Source organism: Undibacterium sp. CY21W, from assembly GCF_014284265.1.
Taxonomy (GTDB): domain Bacteria; phylum Pseudomonadota; class Gammaproteobacteria; order Burkholderiales; family Burkholderiaceae_D; genus Undibacterium; species Undibacterium aquatile.
In genome coordinates this window covers 890,623-908,517 of the sequence record NZ_JACOGE010000001.1, presented here as the reverse complement: position 1 = coordinate 908,517, position 17,895 = coordinate 890,623, and the positions used below count along the sequence as shown (strand labels likewise).

13 protein-coding genes are annotated in these 17,895 nt (G+C 53.0%); 10 read left to right on the top strand and 3 right to left on the bottom strand.

Annotated elements, in window-relative coordinates; genetic code table 11:
* Window positions 1-106: 106 nt before the first annotated feature.
* The 10 genes from waaC (at window position 107) to H8K29_RS03980 (ending at window position 14,640) form a co-directional block, all read left to right on the top strand.
* The gene (gene waaC, locus H8K29_RS04025) at window positions 107-1,078 is read left to right on the top strand and encodes a lipopolysaccharide heptosyltransferase I (RefSeq protein ID WP_186896471.1); all 972 of its coding nucleotides are present in this window, start codon (window positions 107-109) and stop codon (window positions 1,076-1,078) included.
* Window positions 1,079-1,133: 55 nt separating this feature from the next.
* Window positions 1,134-2,123, top strand: a complete 990-nt coding sequence (locus tag H8K29_RS04020; protein WP_186896470.1) for a glycosyltransferase family 2 protein — start codon at window positions 1,134-1,136, stop codon at window positions 2,121-2,123.
* Window positions 2,124-2,172: 49 nt separating this feature from the next.
* Entirely contained in the window at window positions 2,173-3,072 is a 900-nt protein-coding gene (locus H8K29_RS04015) for a DMT family transporter (protein ID WP_186896469.1), read from the top strand.
* Between the two features lie 3 nt (window positions 3,073-3,075).
* Window positions 3,076-4,356 (top strand): lipid IV(A) 3-deoxy-D-manno-octulosonic acid transferase, encoded by a 1,281-nt coding sequence (waaA, locus tag H8K29_RS04010; RefSeq protein ID WP_186896468.1) that lies wholly within the window; start codon window positions 3,076-3,078, stop codon window positions 4,354-4,356.
* A gap of 234 nt (window positions 4,357-4,590) precedes the next feature.
* Window positions 4,591-7,095, top strand: coding sequence for an adenosylcobalamin-dependent ribonucleoside-diphosphate reductase (locus H8K29_RS04005; protein ID WP_186896467.1), 2,505 nt, complete (start codon window positions 4,591-4,593; stop codon window positions 7,093-7,095).
* A gap of 1,087 nt (window positions 7,096-8,182) precedes the next feature.
* Window positions 8,183-11,332 (top strand): autotransporter domain-containing protein, encoded by a 3,150-nt coding sequence (locus H8K29_RS04000; RefSeq protein WP_186896466.1) that lies wholly within the window; start codon window positions 8,183-8,185, stop codon window positions 11,330-11,332.
* Window positions 11,333-11,560: 228 nt separating this feature from the next.
* Complete coding sequence (gene modA, locus H8K29_RS03995; RefSeq protein WP_370527130.1) at window positions 11,561-12,319, top strand: molybdate ABC transporter substrate-binding protein; 759 nt, start codon at window positions 11,561-11,563, stop codon at window positions 12,317-12,319.
* 9 nt (window positions 12,320-12,328) lie between these two features.
* Window positions 12,329-13,006 (top strand): molybdate ABC transporter permease subunit, encoded by a 678-nt coding sequence (modB, locus tag H8K29_RS03990; RefSeq protein WP_186896465.1) that lies wholly within the window; start codon window positions 12,329-12,331, stop codon window positions 13,004-13,006.
* An 11-nt stretch (window positions 13,007-13,017) separates the two neighbouring features.
* Window positions 13,018-13,716 carry a sulfate/molybdate ABC transporter ATP-binding protein gene (locus tag H8K29_RS03985; RefSeq protein WP_186896464.1) on the top strand — a complete coding sequence of 233 codons (699 nt, stop codon included), beginning with the start codon at window positions 13,018-13,020 and terminating at the stop codon, window positions 13,714-13,716.
* 111 nt (window positions 13,717-13,827) lie between these two features.
* Window positions 13,828-14,640 (top strand): TOBE domain-containing protein, encoded by an 813-nt coding sequence (locus tag H8K29_RS03980; RefSeq protein ID WP_186896463.1) that lies wholly within the window; start codon window positions 13,828-13,830, stop codon window positions 14,638-14,640.
* Window positions 14,641-14,655: 15 nt separating this feature from the next.
* Here H8K29_RS03980 and H8K29_RS03975 read toward each other — a convergent pair whose 3' ends face one another.
* From H8K29_RS03975 to H8K29_RS03965, 3 genes are all read right to left on the bottom strand, one after another.
* Window positions 14,656-15,096 carry a universal stress protein gene (locus tag H8K29_RS03975; protein WP_186896462.1) on the bottom strand — a complete coding sequence of 147 codons (441 nt, stop codon included), beginning with the start codon at window positions 15,094-15,096 and terminating at the stop codon, window positions 14,656-14,658.
* Window positions 15,097-15,186: 90 nt separating this feature from the next.
* Window positions 15,187-16,761, bottom strand: a complete 1,575-nt coding sequence (locus tag H8K29_RS03970) for a DHA2 family efflux MFS transporter permease subunit (protein ID WP_186884867.1) — start codon at window positions 16,759-16,761, stop codon at window positions 15,187-15,189.
* 9 nt (window positions 16,762-16,770) lie between these two features.
* Window positions 16,771-17,895 carry an HlyD family secretion protein gene (locus tag H8K29_RS03965; protein ID WP_186896461.1) on the bottom strand — a complete coding sequence of 375 codons (1,125 nt, stop codon included), beginning with the start codon at window positions 17,893-17,895 and terminating at the stop codon, window positions 16,771-16,773.

Sequence of the window (17,895 nt, the reverse complement as noted above, 5' to 3'; positions counted from 1 at the left end):
GAAATGCTAAAAAAGAGGGGGAGTATATGAAAAAAGCACAAAATTTCGGCTTCTGGCTACTCTATTCTTCGTTTAATCTGTCCCTGCTTTTGTGACTGACAATTCCGTGAAAATTCTGCTGGTCCGTGTTTCTTCCCTTGGCGATGTGCTGCATAACATGCCGGTTGTTGATGATCTGCTGCGCCATTTTCCTGATGCGCAGATCGATTGGGTGGTCGAAGAAGCCTATGTGAATCTGGTGCGTCTGCATCCCGGTGTGCGGCATATCATTCCTTTCGCCTTACGACGCTGGCGCAAGAGTTTGCGCTCGGCCGCAACACGCGCAGAAATCGCCGGTTTTTACCGCCAGTTACGGCATGACGCCTACGATCTGATCCTCGACACCCAAGGGCTGCTGAAAACCGGCCTCATCATGGGCATGGCACGCAAAACGCCAAACGGAAAAAAAGTCGGTCTGGCGAATGGTACCGAGGGTTCTGGTTACGAAGGCATTTCGCGGATATTTCATGATCTCAGTGTACCGGTCGATAAACACACCCATGCTGTCTTGCGCGGCCGTCTGGTCGCTGCCGCAGCGGCTGGCTACGTTGTCAACACACCGGCCAGTTTCGGCTTGCGTGTGCCCGCTGGTGATACCAACTGGAAACCGGCGACACCTTACGTGGTCTTTTTCCACGGCACCGCAGGCGCTGCAAAGAAATGGGCGCGGGACAACTGGATAGCGATTGCCGCGTATTTGTACCAATACGATTTACCTATCCTGCTGCCGTGGGGCAGCCCGGCCGAAAAAGCTGAAGCAGTAGCAATGGCCGCCGCCATGCCGAATGCAACGGTGTTACCTGCGCTCTCCATGCAAGAGGCCACGATACTGGCGCAATCAGCCGCGCTGGTGATCGGTGTCGATACCGGCCTGACGCATATCGCAGCCGCTTATGAAACGCCGACCATAGAAATTTACTGCGCCTCACCGAAATGGAAAACCGAAGGAAACTGGTCACCGAAGATCATCAACCTCGGTGATAATGGCGTACAGCCCGGCGTTGCTGAAGTCGAACAGGCGATACAGCAATTACTATGACAACGCAGCCGCTGTCAGCACCTCCGGCAATTTCAACTGAAAAGAATATCACCGCATGCAAGCCGCTCCTTCACCGCATTCCCCCAAAGTCAGCGTCGTCATCGTCAACTGGAATGGCGGCGACTTGCTGCAACGCTGCGTCACCGATCTGTGTGCGCAAAGTTATCAGCCGCATGAAATTATCGTGGTGGACAATGCCAGCAGCGACGGCTCCGGTCATGTAATCGAACAGGCATTTCCGCAGGTCAAAGTGATACATGCGGGCAGCAATCTCGGGTTTGCGGCGGGAAATAATCTCGCCGTCAAACTGGCATCGCCCGACAGCGAGTGGATCGCTTTGCTGAATCCGGATGCGTTTCCTGAACCTGACTGGCTCAAAGCCTTAGTGGATGCGGCCGTTGCGCAACCGGAATTCGCGATCTTCGGCAGCCGCCTGATGGATGCCAACACACGCACCCTGCTCGACGGCGTCGGTGACGCGTATCACGTCAGTGGGCTGGTCTGGCGCGAGGCGCACGGGCAGCCATTGCAGCCATCATTTTTAGAACGCCGGGAAATTTTTTCGACCTGCGCGGCAGCCGGATTGTACCGGCGCGATGTGTTCGATGCGATTGGTGGTTTTGATGAAGATTATTTTTGCTATGTCGAGGATATTGATCTCGGCTTTCGCTACCAGTTGCTCGGCCACCGCTGTTTGTACGTGCCGGAGTCGGTTGCGAATCATGTAGGCTCGGCATTAACCGGAAAACGCAGCGATTTTTCTGTGTATTACGGCCACCGCAATCTGGTCTGGACTTTCGTTAAAAACATGCCCGGCATCTTGTTCTGGCTTTGCCTGCCTTTGCATTTATTACTGAATCTGATCACGGTTGCCTACTTCATCAAAGTTGGTCAGGGCAAGGTCATTCTGCGCGCCAAGCGTGACGCCTTGTACGGCTTGCCGGACACCTGGCGCAAACGCCGTGCAATACAGTCGCAGCGGGTTGCCAGCATCAGCCATATCTGGCGCTTGCTGAACAAGAAACTCAGCCGCCGTGCGACTTAGGGTATAGTCCTGCTTCTTCAGATTTCTGCATTATTTTCTTTTTTACCACATGACTATCCGCAAGAGCCTCGACGGCAACGCCATCGGCCTGATGTTACTGCTGTGCCTGTGCTGGGGTTTACAACAAGTGGCGGTCAAAATGGCCGCGCATGCTATCAGTTCCACATTACAACTCGGCTTGCGCTCTGGCATTGCTGCCGTGTTAGTACTCGCTTTAATTTCGCTCAGAAAAATTCCGTTCACGCTGACGGGGCCGCATCTGCGCCCGGGTTTGCTGGCGGGTCTGCTGTTCGCAGGCGAATTTCTGGCGGTCTCATATGGACTCAATTTCACCACAGCATCGCACATGTCGGTGTTCTTATACACCGCGCCCATCTTCACGGTGCTTGCACTGCACTGGCTGATTCCGGCAGAACGTCTGCAGGCGCGGCAATGGCTGGGCATATTGATGGCCTTTGGTGGCGTCGCCATTGCGTTTTCCGGCGCGTTTGGCAATAACCCACGCGCCATGCATGACATGCTGATCGGTGACAGCTTCGGTATTCTGGCGGCACTGCTGTGGGCATCGACGACAGTGGTGATACGTAAATCGAGCTTATCTGAAGCTGAGCCGACGACCACGCTGTTTTATCAGCTCGCCGGTGCGGCCGTTGCCTTGACCGCCATTGCCTTTGCCCAGGGCGATAATGTGTTGGCAGCGTGGGACCAAGCCGCCTGGATCAGCATGTTGTTTCAAAGTGTGGTGGTGGCTTTTGCCAGTTATCTGGCGTGGTTCTGGCTGATGCGCCGCTATCTGGCATCGCGCCTGTCTGCGTTTTCGTTTCTGACGCCGCTGTTTGGTGTCGCGGCGGGTGTCGTGCTGATGAATGATGTCGTCAGCCCGCGCTTTGCAATTGGCGCCTTGATGGTACTCAGTGGTATCGTGCTGGTGAATTTCAGAAAAAACTAATCCATGCGCCTTCTTTATTCTTTCGTCTGGGGTTTATCGCTGCCCTTCGCCGTATTCCGTCTCTGGTGGCGTGGTCGTCGCGAGCCGGGTTACCGCCAGCATATCGCCGAACGTCTGGGATTTTTCCCTGCTTATCAAACGCAGGCGACGATCTGGGTGCATGCGGTATCGGCTGGTGAAACTCGCGCCGCCGAGCCTTTGATACGGGCGTTGCTCGATGCGTATCCGCAGCATCATCTGTTGCTGACGCACATGACCGCGACCGGACGTGAAACCGGCGGCAAGCTGTTTGCCGATGTATCGTCACGGCTGACGCAGGCATTTTTGCCATATGACATTAACTGGATGATGCGCCGTTTTCTGCGGCATTATTCTCCGCAATTGTGCGTGCTGATAGAAACGGAAGTCTGGCCGAATCTGATTGCTCAATGCAAAGAATTGCAGGTGCCGGTCACGCTGGTGAATGCACGACTGTCAGCAAAATCGCTGAACAAAGCACGCCGTTTGTCAGCGCTGATGTTGCCAGCGGCACACGCGATCAGCGCGGTTGCAGCGCAGTCAAATCCGGATGCGGATCGCTTGCGTGAACTGGGCATCAGCCAACCGCAAGTCACAGGGAATATGAAATTTGATGTCACGCCGCCAGCGCTGATGGCGGAACGCGGCATTGCCTTACGCCGTAGTTTTGGCGAGCGTCAGGTCATCTTGTGCGCCAGTACCCGCGACGGCGAAGAAGAACTGATACTCGCCGCGTTTCAGGAACAGTTTCCGTTGCTGACAGAAAAACCGCTGCTGATCATCACACCACGCCATCCGCAACGTTTTGATCAGGTGGCAGGCATGCTGGAAACGCGTGGCATCGCGTATGTACGCCGCTCCACACTTGATCACGACACAGTCACGCCGATTGCCAGCGATGTACAAGTATTGCTGGGTGACACCATGGGTGAAATGTATATGTACTATGCCGCAGCGGATGTCGCCTTCGTCGGCGGCAGTCTGGTGCCGCTGGGCGGACATAATCTGATCGAAGCCTGCGCCATGGGCAAGGCCGTGCTGACGGGGCTGCATACCTTTAATTTTTCCGAAATCACCGATCAGGCCATTGCAGCCGGTGCCGCTTTGCGGGTTGACGGTGCACGGAGTATGCTACGCGAAGCGCTTGCCTTACTTGGTAATGATAAAAAGCGTAACGGTATGGGACAACATGCCTATGCTTTTTTTTTACAGCATCAGGGCGCAACCGCCCGCACCATGGCAATTCTGGCACCATACCTGAGCTGAGTCACAGAATCAGGGTCTTTTCAGCATAGCAATTACTTACTGGCGAAATTACTGCATCAGTAAGAATTGAAACAAGAAATGATGAACAGGCAGGGATTTTGTCTGCCTTGATACCCATCAAGGCAAATCAGCCCCTGCCCCATATACTGAAGCGCTGCCCATCATAGTGGCGCTGGCTTTAAGACAATAATCGATACGATAATCTGTAATCCTCACTGAGAAATTAAGCTGATAATGAATGCGAACGTACAACTCCCGGGAATCACTGACATGGCGCCACAGGAAATCTCACTCGATGTTTTATTAGAAAAATACGCGAAGGGCGAAGAAGCCACTATTCATGATGTGCAGGCACGCGTCGCCAAGGCACTCGCCAGCGTAGAACAAGCCGACGTGCAGGCCTATTACGAAGAAAAATTCTTATGGGCGCAAAAAAACGGTTTTGTTCCGGCCGGCCGTATCAATTCCGCAGCCGGTATGGATTTACATGCGACGCTGATCAACTGTTTCGTACAACCAGTCGGCGACTCGGTATCCAGCCCGACGGATGGCAAACCCGGCATTTACGCAGCATTGGCGGACGCGGCTGAAACCATGCGGCGCGGCGGCGGTGTCGGCTACGATTTTTCCAGCATTCGCCCGAAAGATGCGCTGGTGCGCGGTACACGTTCGCGCGCCTCCGGCCCGGTATCCTTCATGCAGGTATTTAATGCCTCATGCTCGACGGTTGAATCTGCCGGTGCGCGGCGTGGTGCGCAAATGGGCGTACTGCGCGGCGATCATCCCGATATTCTGGAATTTATCCGCTCGAAAGACGAAGGCGGCCTGACGAACTTTAATATCTCCATCGGCGTCACCGATGAGTTCATGCAAGCGGTCGCTGACGACACAGATTTCTGCCTCGTGCACAAAGCAGAACCGAGCGAAGACCGCAAAGCCGCAGGCGCCTACCAGCGTGAAGACGGTCTGTGGGTCTACGAAACACTGCGCGCCCGTGACCTGTGGGAAGTCGTCATGAAATCGACTTACGACCATGCAGAGCCAGGCATTCTGTTCCTGTCACGTATGAATACAGAAAACAATCTGTATTACTGCGAAAAAATCGAAGCGACTAATCCTTGCGCCGAACAGCCTTTGCCGGATTATGGCTGCTGCTGCCTCGGCTCTATCAATCTGACACGTTTCGTCAAGAATCCCTTCTCGCTCGGCACCAGCTTTGATTTTGATGCATTTAAATCCGTCATCACAGTGGCGACCCGCATGCTCGACAATGTGCTCGATGCCACCGCATGGCCACTCGATCTGCAAAAAGCCGAAGCGATGTCAAAGCGACGCGTCGGCCTTGGCTTTCTCGGCATAGGCAGCACTCTGGTGATGCTGGGCATACGCTACGATTCCGACGAAGGCCGCGAATTCGCCCGTCAGGTATCTGAAGTTCTGCGCGATACGGCGTATCTCGCCTCCGCCGAACTGGCAAAAGAAAAAGGCGCTTTCCCCTTGTTCGACAGCCAGAAATATTTATCCGGCCAATTTGCACAACGTCTGCCGAAGACAGTTCGTAAAGCCATAGAAAAAAATGGTCTGCGCAACTCTCACCTGCTGTCGATTGCGCCGACCGGCACCATCACACTGGCATTCGCAGACAATGCATCGAACGGTATCGAGCCCGCGTTTTCATGGGTCTATAACCGTAAAAAGCGCATGGCCGTTGGCGACGCGCGCATTTATGAAGTCGCCGATCACGCCTGGCGTTTATACCGCGCGATGGGGCATGACGTGTCCGACGACAGCAAATTGCCGCATCAGTTTGTCACCGCGCTGAATATGTCGGCCAGTGATCACATGAAAATGTTGCAGGTCGTGCAGCCTTATATTGACTCTGCGATCTCGAAAACAGTCAACGTACCGGCCGATTATCCATACGAAGACTTCCAGAATTTGTATATGGACGCATGGCGCGCCGGACTCAAAGGTCTGGCAACCTACCGGCCAAACAGCATACTCGGCAGCGTCTTATCTGTCGCCAGCACCACACCGGAAACCGAAACGGCTAAGACTGTTACGCATCAGCCGCATGATGAAGATTTGCTGCGCAAACAGTTTGAGGGGCGTCCTTTCGGCGATCTGGAATCAATCACCTCAAAAGTGCAGTACACCACCTATGAAGGTAAAAAAACGGTCTACCTGACCGTCAGCTTCATACACGTGCAAGGTATGGTTGGTGGCGAACTGATCACGATAGAACGTCCGTTTGAATTCTTCATGCCGGCCGGTCAGAAAAACGATGGCCAGCAATGGATTTCCGCCAGTATGCGTCTGCTGTCAATGGCGGCGCGCTCTGGTGGCTCGATTGCAAAAGCCTTGGCCGATATGCGTGAAGTCGTGTGGGATAAAGGCACCGTCCGCTGCGGCATGCTGACCAAAGACGACGGCTCACAAGCGCCGCTGTTCCACGAATCCGAAGTGGCTGCCATCGGCTACGCATTGCAACGCATCCTGATGAAACGCGGCTTTCTGGACGCCTCCGGTAACCAGATTCCGGTGCATGTACTGGCCGAGAAATTTAAATCCCGCCTGCAACAATATGGCGTCAACGATCTGACTTACGTCGCGGAAACCGCGCCGGTATCGTATATCCCCAGCGGGAAAAAATGTCCGGATTGCGGCGCGTATGCATTGCAAAAGATAGATGGCTGCAGCCGTTGTGTTTCCTGCGGCTACGTCGGCGCTTGCGGCTGAACAAACACTAGCCGGATACATTCAGAAGCCTTCACCTGCTCGCTTGAGCGGGTGAAGGTAAAAAAGCAGTCCTCGTTGTATTTCATTGAGACTAACGAAAAATTGCCCCGGCAAGGCATAGTAAATATGGCACCCAACCTACACGTCAACCAGATGCACACATGACGTCATCTCACGGTATTGTTCAAATACCCTCAGCAAATTGCCTTGAACGTATCTTCGTGCATAACCATCCCCTGATACTGTCAGCAGTCTCGTATTAGTCACATACTCATATGTCTGTTTAAAAAAAAACAACACTATCGGGACTTCGGTGGTAATTTTCATTGTTGCAAAAATAAAAACTGTACAATGGAATCCTCATCTGTGCTTTACCGCTCACTTTTCCGCAGTCAATGCTCGCATTGAGCTCTGATAGTGCATCAATGCGCTGGCGTTGCAGACACATCTTTTCCCCGTTCCGCTCTATTTATTTGAAAGTCGCGCCATGCTACAACGCATCTTTTCGATAAGATGGCTAGCTTTTGCCAGCCTCTTCATCACCATCCTCAGCACGGCGCTACCGGTGCATGCAGACCCAATTAGTTTCAATCCAGCCCAGGGTAGCAACTACACTTGCACAGTAAACACCAATTGCACCATCAGCCTCACATACGGCTTCGCTGGAACAATTAGTAATTTTAATGCGAATTTTCCAGCTTCACTAGCAAATGGGTACGGAGGGCAGTTGAATGGGATAACTAAAACTGTTTCTTTTAATTTCACTGCTTTAAATACTGGAACGTACCAAATAGACATTATTTTATTTGATACCAACTCCGTTCAATATCCGGTGACCTACAACCTTGTTGTGATTCCAACGCCGCCCATGAGTTTTAACCCAGCCCAAGGTAGCAGCTACTTTTGTACAGTAAACACCGATTGCAACATCAGCTTCGCATACGATTCCACAGCAAGGGTTAACGATATTAGTCCAAATACTCCCGCTTCAGTTCAACCGCGCCAAGGGCAATATAATACGGCCGCTCAAACTGCTTCTTTTAATTTCATTGCTTCAAATACGGGAACGTACCAAATAGAAATGATTTTGGATAGTCGCAGCTCCGGTCGATATTCGGTGACCTACAACCTTGTTGTGACTCCACCGCAGATTTTGAGTTTCAATCAACCTAGCCCGCCCCCGATCACTGCCGGCAATGGTCTGACAAATCCAGCAACATCAACGCTCAGCGGAGGTAGTTATGGTGCAATCAGCTACAGCAGCAGCAATACCGCCGTTGCCACGGTGAACGCCAGCGGCACCGTCACTACCTTGAGTGGGGGAACGGTCACAATTACCGCAACGCAGGCAGCTGTCACAGGAATCAACGCACAGGTGATCAATACTTACAGCCTCACCGTCAATCCCGTGCCTGTCCCCGTTTTAAATTTCAATCAGGCGGGGCCGCTCGCAATAACCATCGGCAACAGCCTGACAAATACTGTGACGTCGACATTGACTGGCGGCAGTTATGGCGCGATCAGCTACAGCAGTAGTGACTCCGCCATCGCCACGGTCAACGCTAGCGGTACCGTCACGACACTGAATGCGGGAACAGTCACAATTACCGCAACACAGGCAGCTGTCACAGGAATAAACGCGCAGGTGATCAAGACTTACAGCCTCACCGTCAACCCCGTGCCTGTCCCCGTTTTAAATTTCAATCAGCCGGGGCCGCTCGCAATAACTGTCGGCAACAGCCTGACAAATACTGTGACGTCAACATTGACTGGCGGCAGTTACGGCACGATCAGTTACAGCAGCAGCGATCCCACTATCGCCACGGTCAACGCCAGCGGCGCCGTCACGACGCTAAATACGGGAACGGTCACAATTACCGCAACACAGGCAGCTGTCACAAGAGTGAACGGACTATCGACAAAGACATACAGCCTGAGTGTTATTGATGTGCCTGTGCTGCGTTTCAGCCAAGCGGGTCCGTTACAAGTCACATTAGGTAATAGCCTGACGAATATCGCGACCTCCACGCTCAGCGGCGGCAATTATGGTGCGATCAGCTACAGCAGCAGTAATCCCGCCATCGCCACGGTCAATTCCAGCGGCACCGTCACTACATTGAATGCAGGGGCAGTGACAATTACGGCGACGCAAACAGCGGTGAACGGAGTGAACGAACAGGCTATACAAACCTACGCCTTAACGGTTACGGCATTGCCATTGCCAGTACTCAGCTTCAGCCAAGCGGGACCATTGCAAATCACTATCGGTAACAGCCTGACAAATGTCGCGACCTCCACGCTCAGCGGTGGGAATTTTGGGGCGATCAGCTATAGCAGCAGTAACCCCGCCATTGCGAGTGTCGATGGCGCTGGTAAAGTCTCTGCGCTGGTATCCGGTAGCGTGACCATTACGGCAACACAGGCAGCAGTCAAAGGTATCAATGCACAGACATTGGCGACATATAGTCTGAGTGTTGGTAAGAATGCGCAGACCGCATTGGTGTTGAACGCCGATAAACGCGCCATCTATACATCGACAGGCAAAGCAATCATCACTGCCTCTGGCGGTTCCGGTAGCGGCGCGGTCAGTTTTGCCATCACATCCGGTGCTTGCAGTTTGTCTGGCAATATCCTGTCAGCTGGTAGTACCGCTGGCACATGTGTTGTTACCGCGACCAAAGACAGCGAAAGCAATTTCAATCCGGCAACGGCCAGCATCAGCATTGAAATTCAGAACCTCACTGCTTCTGCTGTAACGATAGGTACATCCCAATCACAGGTGTTGGATGGCGTTGCTGTGACGTTGACTGCAGCAGTGAGCCCGGCAACATCGACGGGGTCAGTCATCTTTATGGACGGACAGGTAAATCTGGGAAGCGTACCATTGGCAAATGGTTCCGCCGCGTTAATGACGAAAAATCTGTCGGTTGGTGCTCATTTAATTACTGCGCTCTACTCTGGCGACGCGATAACTGCTAGTGCGAATAGCACAGTGTTGAATGTCGTCGTCGGCAAACGCCCTGATCCTGTGAGCAATGCTGTAGTGAAAGCGACGGCAGTTGCTGCTGCTAATATCAGCCAGCGCTTCACAGAGACGCAGATCACGAACGTGTATAGCCACGTTCAGATTCTGCATAGCGACTTTTCGATTAAAAACCGCTTTGGTGTCGCACTCAACGCCCCCGGACTGGATATGTTCAGAATGGCCGTCAATAAAATTTCTGACAATCTGACTGCAAGCAAGGACACCTTCGGTAACGATTCGTACCGTCTGAGTCCGAAGGATTCCCAGGAATACACAATGGCGAAAGCGCCATTTGCCAAAGGTGAAGCCTTCCATGCAGATGGCGGTAGCAATGAAGAAGAACCAGCAAAAAATAATGAATTGCTGCAGATTGCGGGTAAGCCAATCGGCATCTGGACGGCGGGTAATATCGACGTTGGTGGTATTGATGCTCAGAATGGTAACCGGACAAAGTTCTCCAGCAGCGGCCTGACTATCGGTTTGGATATGATGTGGAATCCCAAGCTGATCATTGGTGCATCGATTGGCTATGCACGTGACACAGCAACCATGGATACGCTGGGGAGCGAAAGCAAATCCAGACAATGGTCTGGCATGTTGTACGGCACGTATAAGCCAGAGAAACAATGGTTTGTGGATGGTGTCGTAGGTATGGGCAAGCTCAATTTTGATAATCGTCGCTGGGATGACGTCAATAATCAGTTGCTGGCGGGCGAGCGTTCAGGTCAGGTCAGCTTTGCATCGACGGCGCTGACACGCGATATCGCGATGGGCAATGATTTACATATTCAGCCATTCGGACGTCTCGATGTATTGCATGCCAGACTGGATGCCTACAATGAGCGCGGCAGCGTTTTAGCTCTTTCTCTGAATAATGCCCGCAGCACTACCACTGCATTGACCGGAGGTCTGACGATTGCAAAAGACCTGTACTACGAGTTTGGTCAGGTTTCACCATCGTTGAAGCTGCAATTGCGTCACCGTACCAGCGGTGATATGGATCAGTCTATGTATTACACAGATCTGGGTGCAGGCAGCACTAATTACAGTGTCGTCGTCGTTGGCTTACCGGAAGATATCCAATCTGTTGGTCTGGGTCTGAATGTCAGATCGCGTCGTGGTTTAACAACCAACTTTAGCTGGCTAGGTTCTATGGGTGCGAATACCTATCGTGCTAACAGTTTCAGGGTCGATTTCCGGCTTGGATTCTGATCAGACTCTTATCCTAGAAAACACCAGCTTACGAGCTGGTGTTTTTTTTTGCGAAAAAGCACGACCAGCCGTGCCCCGATATTGAGACAACGATCAGGTGCTTCCCCCCTTATGCTCCCGGTTTTTCTTTCTAAACTGACCTGAGTCAAGATTATCCAGACTCACTCTTTGATAGCGTTATATATAAGTGTATATTACGATTTCTGTTCAACTCACCGGAGCTGTCACGTGCAAACGAAAACCTTGAAACGCCTGATGTTGGCAACTTTACTGGTCGGCGCATCAAATCTCGCCAGCGCGGCAGAAATCACGGTTTCGGCAGCCGCCAGTCTGACCAACGCGTTCAAAGAAATCGCACAGAATTATCAGGCGCAATATCCGGATGCGAAAGTCTCCTTGAACTTTGCAGCGTCAGGTGCCTTGTTGCAGCAAATCGCCAAAGGCGCACCGGTAGATGTGTTCGCCTCGGCAGACCAGGAAACCATGGATGCCGCAGAAAAACAGGGCTTAGTAATGGCGAGTGACCGTCATGATTTTGTGCGGAATGCGCTCGTTCTGATCGAACCAGCCGACAGCAAAATCGCAATCAAACGACTCGACGATCTGAATCAGGCAAATATCAAACGCATCGCGATTGGCAATCCGGCCAGCGTGCCCGTGGGTCGCTATACCATGCAGGCGCTGGAGACTGCAAAACTGTGGCCAGCACTCGAAAGCAAAACCATCAGCACGCAAAACGTACGGCAATCGCTCGATTACGTTGCCCGCAGCGAGGTTGACGCTGGCTTCGTTTATGCGACGGATGCCGCGATCATGAAAGACAAAGTCAAAGTCGTGCTGGAAATACCGACTGCCACGGTGATCAGTTATCCGGTTGCCCGCATCAGACATAGTAAGAATGGTGAAGAAGCGAAGCGCTTCATCAACTATCTGCTATCCACGCCGGGGCAGACTGTGTTGGCAAAATACGGATTTAAGAAAGGCTGATCGTCTGGTATGGATGTCGCATGGACCCCTCTGCTGTTGTCGCTGAAAGTTGCCGGTTGGGCGACCGCGCTGAATCTGATTGCGGGTATCGCGGTTGGCTATCTGCTGGCGCGCGTTCGCTTTCCCGGGCGCGATCTGCTCGACGCAGTGTTGACTTTACCAATGGTGATGCCACCAACGGTGCTCGGATATTACCTGCTGGTCTTGCTGGGGCGAGGCAGTTGGTTTGGCGCATGGCTGCAGGATTCTTTTGGCATCAGTCTGATTTTCACATGGCAAGGCGCAGTCATCGCCGCTGCCGTCGTCGCGTTTCCTTTGATCTTTAAACCGGCACGAGCTGCTTTTGAAGCAATCGATGGGCAACTGGAACAAGCTGCGCGCGTGCTGGGTACTTCTGAAATAGGCATTTTCTTTCGCGTGACCCTGCCACTGGCCTGGCGCGGGATTCTGGCTGGGGTGTTGCTGGCATTCGCCCGGGCATTGGGCGAGTTCGGTGCCACTTTAATGATCGCCGGCAGCATCCCTGGTAAAACACAAACCCTGTCTATCGCCGTGTATGAAGCCGTGCAGGCCGGGCAGGACGATGTTGCCAATACGCTGGTGTTATTGAACTCAGTCGTCTGCATCAGCATGTTACTACTGGCAGGAAAACTGGCGCCGGGGCGTATCGCCCATCGCTCTTCATAACGGAATGGTCTATGCAGTTTGATCTCCACATTCAGAAAACGCTGATCTCAGGCACACGCCGGTTTGAACTCGATATTCAGTTCGCCAGCGATCAGCAGCGCGTCGTCATCCTCGGCGATTCCGGCGCGGGTAAGAGCCTGACGCTGAAAGCGATTGCCGGATTACTGACGCCAGATCGCGGCCATATCCGTCTCGGCGAGACAACTTTATTTGATCATCAGCAGCGCATTCATCTGGCACCGCAAAAGCGGAATATTGCCTATCTGTTTCAGGAATACGCTTTATTTCCGCACCTGAATGTGCGCCAGAATATCGGTTTCGGACTGACGCCGGGCTGGCGCAATCCAGACCGGCAACGCAGCAATGAAAAGGTCAATCATTGGTTAGCTGCGCTGGATTTACAAACAGTCGCCGATCAGCTTCCACATGAACTTTCGGGCGGACAAAAACAGCGTACGGCGCTGGCACGGGCACTGGTTGCAGAACCCCGGGCATTATTGCTGGATGAGCCATTCGCTGCGCTTGATCCATCTTTGCGTATTCTGATGCGCAAGGAACTCGATAGTTTGCAACGGTCATTGCAAGTACCGATGATATTGATCACGCATGATCCGGAAGACGCCCATGTCTTTGGCGATCACGTTGTGCATTTGCGTGATGGGAAAATTCGTCATGATGATGCACCGGTCGTACTCAGCCAATGCGTATGAACAATGACGTTCTCACAGCTGACGAAGAAAAGGGCAGCGTGACTTCAGCGCTACGGCTGATACTTCCGACACTGCCAGCTTCTGGCAGATGTTTTTAAGACGGGTGTTTGTATGACGAGCAAAGAGAAAACGATAGCCTTACATGGCTCGGTCTGGATGACGGTCGACGGCGAAAATTTCGGTGGCAAAGGCCGGATTGCCCTGCTGGCACAAATCGCCGCTTGCGGCTCAATCACACAAGCGGCCAAAGCCATGAAGATGAGCTATAAAGCCGCCTGGGATGCGATTGACAGCATGAACAATCTGGCGGGCGAACCGCTGGTTGAACGACTGACCGGCGGCAAAGGCGGCGGCGGTACAAGGCTCACGCAACGCGGTCAGCAACTGGTCGACAACTTCCACATCATCGAACAGGAACATCGTGATTTTATCCGGCAACTCAGCCAGCAAGCGGATGGCATCGCCGACGATTTTTTACTCATCAAAAAAATGAATATGAAAACCAGCGCCCGCAATCATTATCTGGGCAAAGTCACGCACATCAAACTGGGCGCAGTGAATGATGAAATAGAACTGACGATTGCAGGCGGGCAAAAAATTGTCGCCGTCATTACCCATGAAAGCACGGAAGAGCTGGGGTTACAGCCGGGTGCAGAAGCATTTGCGCTGATCAAATCGTCGTCCATCATCGTGATGACAGAAAATCAGAATACCCGCTTATCGGCACGCAATCAGTTAAGCGGCATCGTCACACGCATACAACCGGGTGCCGTGAATACCGAAATTATTATCACGATGGACGGCGGCAGTACACTGGCTGCCATCATCACCAATGACAGCTGCACCGCGCTGGGCTTGCAGACCGGCACACCTGCCACCGGCATATTCAAAGCCTCCAGCGTGATCCTGGGTGTGCCGGCATGACAGGCGACGATTAAATCAACGATAAACCAATACCGGTATAGTCGAATGTGTGAGTACCTTCTGCGTTTCGCTGCCGAGTAACAAGGCATCCAGCCCGCGCCTGCCGTGAGAAGCCATGAAAATTAAATCACAGCCCTGCAGCGTTGCAGCCTCGATAATTGCAGCATAAGGCTGCTCTGCAATCTGCGACAACGTTGTGCACGGAACACCCTGTATCTGCGCCTGCTTTTCTGCCGCAGCAAGAATTTCCTGACTGATGTTATTCGCGATGTCGCGCAGAGTCGCAGGCGTCTGCGCAGAAAAAATACCGCCCAGCCCATCGTACATGGTAGCGGCTTGCGCGGCACAGAAAAAACTGATGCGCGCACCAGACTCTTTCGCAAACAACACCGCTTTTTCTATCGCTGCCTGCGATAGTGCGGAGCCATCAGTGGGAACAAGAATATGTTTGAACATGAGAATTCTCCTGTCATCAGTGAGAAGTTAAAGTGAAAGGGCTGACCGGCATCAGATACACCGGTCAGTCACCTGTCGAACGGGTGTCGTCTAGTGTCCGCCCGCTCCCGGCTCGACCACTCTGGTTGGTTTCGGCGCCAGCCAGATCACCGACGCAGCAACCAGAAATGCGACAGCGATACCCATCATTAACTGGTTCGTCGCCAGCATCACGCTTTGACTGGTAACCAGAGAATCGATGGTTCCCCGAACCGCATCAATTGCCATTCCTGAGCTTTCCAGCATTTTCTGTACACTCAGGTCGGTATCGGTGAGCCCGACCAATTCGGCATGATTGCGGGAAATCTGATCATCCCAGATGGTTGTCACCATTGAGGTCGCGAACGCACCGGATAAAGTCCGTAAAAAATTCATCAGACCCGCGGCAGAATCCATTTCACGTTCCTCGACACTGGCCATAGCGAGCCCGGTTGTCGGGATGAAGAAAAAGGGCAAACCTAAACCCATGAACATCAACGGCATGGCAATGTCCCAGTAGCCCATATCTGTCGTGGCAAAAGTGCGCCACAAGGTCATCAGCCCCAGCCAGGCAACGCCGCCAAATACCAGCCGGCGCGGATCTGTCTTCGACGACAAGCCAGCCGCAAGAGGTGCAACAAAGACAGCAAAAATACCTGTCCATGCCGTTACCATGCCTGCCTTGGTTGAGGTGTATCCCATGAAGGCCTGCAACCATTGTGGCGTCAACACATTCGCAGCAAAAAAGGCAGCAAACGCGACACTGATCGTGAGTACGCTGACGGAAAACCCGCGATGCCGGAACACCCGCAAATCGACAATCGGATGCTTTTCATGAAACTCCCAGATCAGAAAAACGACGAAACCCACCGCCGCCACCAGACTGAGCAAAACGATTTCCGTCGAGGCAAACCAATCGAGTTCTTTTCCTTCATCCAGCACCAGTTGCAAAGCACCGACCCAGATCACCAGCAATGCCAGCCCGACTTTGTCTATCGGATTGAGCACCGGCGCTTTTTCATAGCGTTTGAGTAATTGCCACGCCATCGCCGCACATAAAACGGCAATCGGCAGATTGATATAAAAAATCCACGGCCAGGAAAAATCATCACACAGATAACCGCCAAGAATCGGGCCCAGCACCGGAGCGATCAAAGTCGTCATTGACCATAAACCTATCGCTGCCGGTGCTTTTTCTTTCGGAAAAATCCGCAGCAATAAAGTTTGCGACAATGGCATCAACGGGCCACCCGCAAAACCCTGACAGATACGCGCAAATACCAGCATGCCGAGAGAATTGGCGAGGCCGCAAAGGCCAGAGAAAATGCCGAACATCGCCATCGCTATCGTGAATACACGAACAGCGCCAAAACGCGCTGCCAGCCAGCCTGTCAGCGGCACAGTAATGGCCTCTGCCACGGCATACGAAGTAATCACCCAGGTGCCCTGACTGCTGGTCGCGCCCATTGCACCAGCGATGGTCGGTACAGATACATTCGCAATCGTCATATCCAGCACGGCAATAAAATTGGCAGCCGCCAGAATGATGGCGGCGAACCAGAGCATGCCACCTGTCAGCGGCGCATCTTCTGACGCGCTCCCCGCTGGCGTACCGGATGCTCCGCTCTGCAAAGCATAGTTTTTCATGTTGCCTCCTTAGCGTTGCTGCTCACGGGTATCAATGCGGGCGCTCATGGAAAGGCCGACTTTCAGCGGATGGGCTTGCAGCTCTTTTGAGTCGAGCTTGATACGTACCGGTAAACGTTGGACAACTTTGATCCAGTTACCAGTTGCGTTCTGCGCCGGAATCGCGGCAAACGCAGCGCCCGATCCACCCGAAAAGCCTTCTACTATGCCGTGATAAGTCACGCTGCTACCGTGGATATCCGCCTGCAATGCAACCGGCTGACCGGCACGAACATTTTCCAGTTGTACTTCTTTGAAGTTCGCATCAACGTGCATCTCCTGCACAGGCACGACCGATAACAATGGCACGCCGGACGACACGCGCTGACCGAGCTGAGCCTGGCGTTTAGCAACAATGCCGTCAACCGGTGCGCGCACAATGGTGCGTTCCAGATCAAGCGCAGCCTGATCGCGGCGGGCGCGGGCAAGAGCAACTTCCGGATTATTTTCTTCACTGACATTAGCGATCAATACGGCATTGGCCTCACGTGAGCCAAGCGCCATAGTTTGATTTGCCTGCGCCTGCGCAGCGGCGGCGCGGCTCGCTTCCAGATTCGCCTTCGCAGTTGTAAAAGCATTCTGTACACGGGTCAGTTCATCACCGGAAACCGAGCCTGAGACGGCCAATGCTTCGCGGCGTTGCAGATCAATTTTTGCCCGCTCGAAATCGGCCTCAGCCGCACGCAACTGCGCCGCTGCTTTTTTCTCATCGGCTTCGCGGGCAGTGATCTGTGCTTTCAGACTGGCATCATTGGCGACAAATCCTCTGACCCGGCGTACAGCACGATTCAGATCAGCCTCGGCCTGAGCCAGTGCCAAACGAGCATCCGCAGGGTCGATCCTGACCAGGATCTGGCCCTTTTTTACCGCTTGGGTATCCGTGACTAATACTTCGTTAATCTTGCCGCCGACGGCCGATGTCACCTGCGCCACTTCGACTGCAGCGTAGGCGTTATCGGTAGAGACAAAATGCGAGCCATACGTGAACCAGTAAACACCTGCGGCGATCGCAGATAAAGCCACGACACCTGCGACACCGCCCAGTAATTTATTGCGTCTTTGTACTTTGTTTGCGTTCAGATTCGTTTCAGACAT

Excerpts from the sequence above, each read along its gene's own strand:
- H8K29_RS04020 (WP_186896470.1), top strand. The coding sequence starts at position 1,134 with ATGCAAGCCGCTCCTTCACCGCATTCCCCCAAAGTCAGCGTCGTCATC.
- H8K29_RS04015 (WP_186896469.1), top strand. The coding sequence starts at position 2,173 with ATGACTATCCGCAAGAGCCTCGACGGCAACGCCATCGGCCTGATGTTA.
- waaA (WP_186896468.1), top strand. The coding sequence starts at position 3,076 with ATGCGCCTTCTTTATTCTTTCGTCTGGGGTTTATCGCTGCCCTTCGCC.
- H8K29_RS04005 (WP_186896467.1), top strand. The coding sequence starts at position 4,591 with ATGAATGCGAACGTACAACTCCCGGGAATCACTGACATGGCGCCACAG.
- modB (WP_186896465.1), top strand. The coding sequence starts at position 12,329 with ATGGATGTCGCATGGACCCCTCTGCTGTTGTCGCTGAAAGTTGCCGGT.
- H8K29_RS03985 (WP_186896464.1), top strand. The coding sequence starts at position 13,018 with ATGCAGTTTGATCTCCACATTCAGAAAACGCTGATCTCAGGCACACGC.
- H8K29_RS03980 (WP_186896463.1), top strand. The coding sequence starts at position 13,828 with ATGACGAGCAAAGAGAAAACGATAGCCTTACATGGCTCGGTCTGGATG.
- H8K29_RS03975 (WP_186896462.1), bottom strand. The coding sequence starts at position 15,096 with ATGTTCAAACATATTCTTGTTCCCACTGATGGCTCCGCACTATCGCAG.
- H8K29_RS03970 (WP_186884867.1), bottom strand. The coding sequence starts at position 16,761 with ATGAAAAACTATGCTTTGCAGAGCGGAGCATCCGGTACGCCAGCGGGG.
- H8K29_RS03965 (WP_186896461.1), bottom strand. The coding sequence starts at position 17,895 with ATGTCTGAAACGAATCTGAACGCAAACAAAGTACAAAGACGCAATAAA.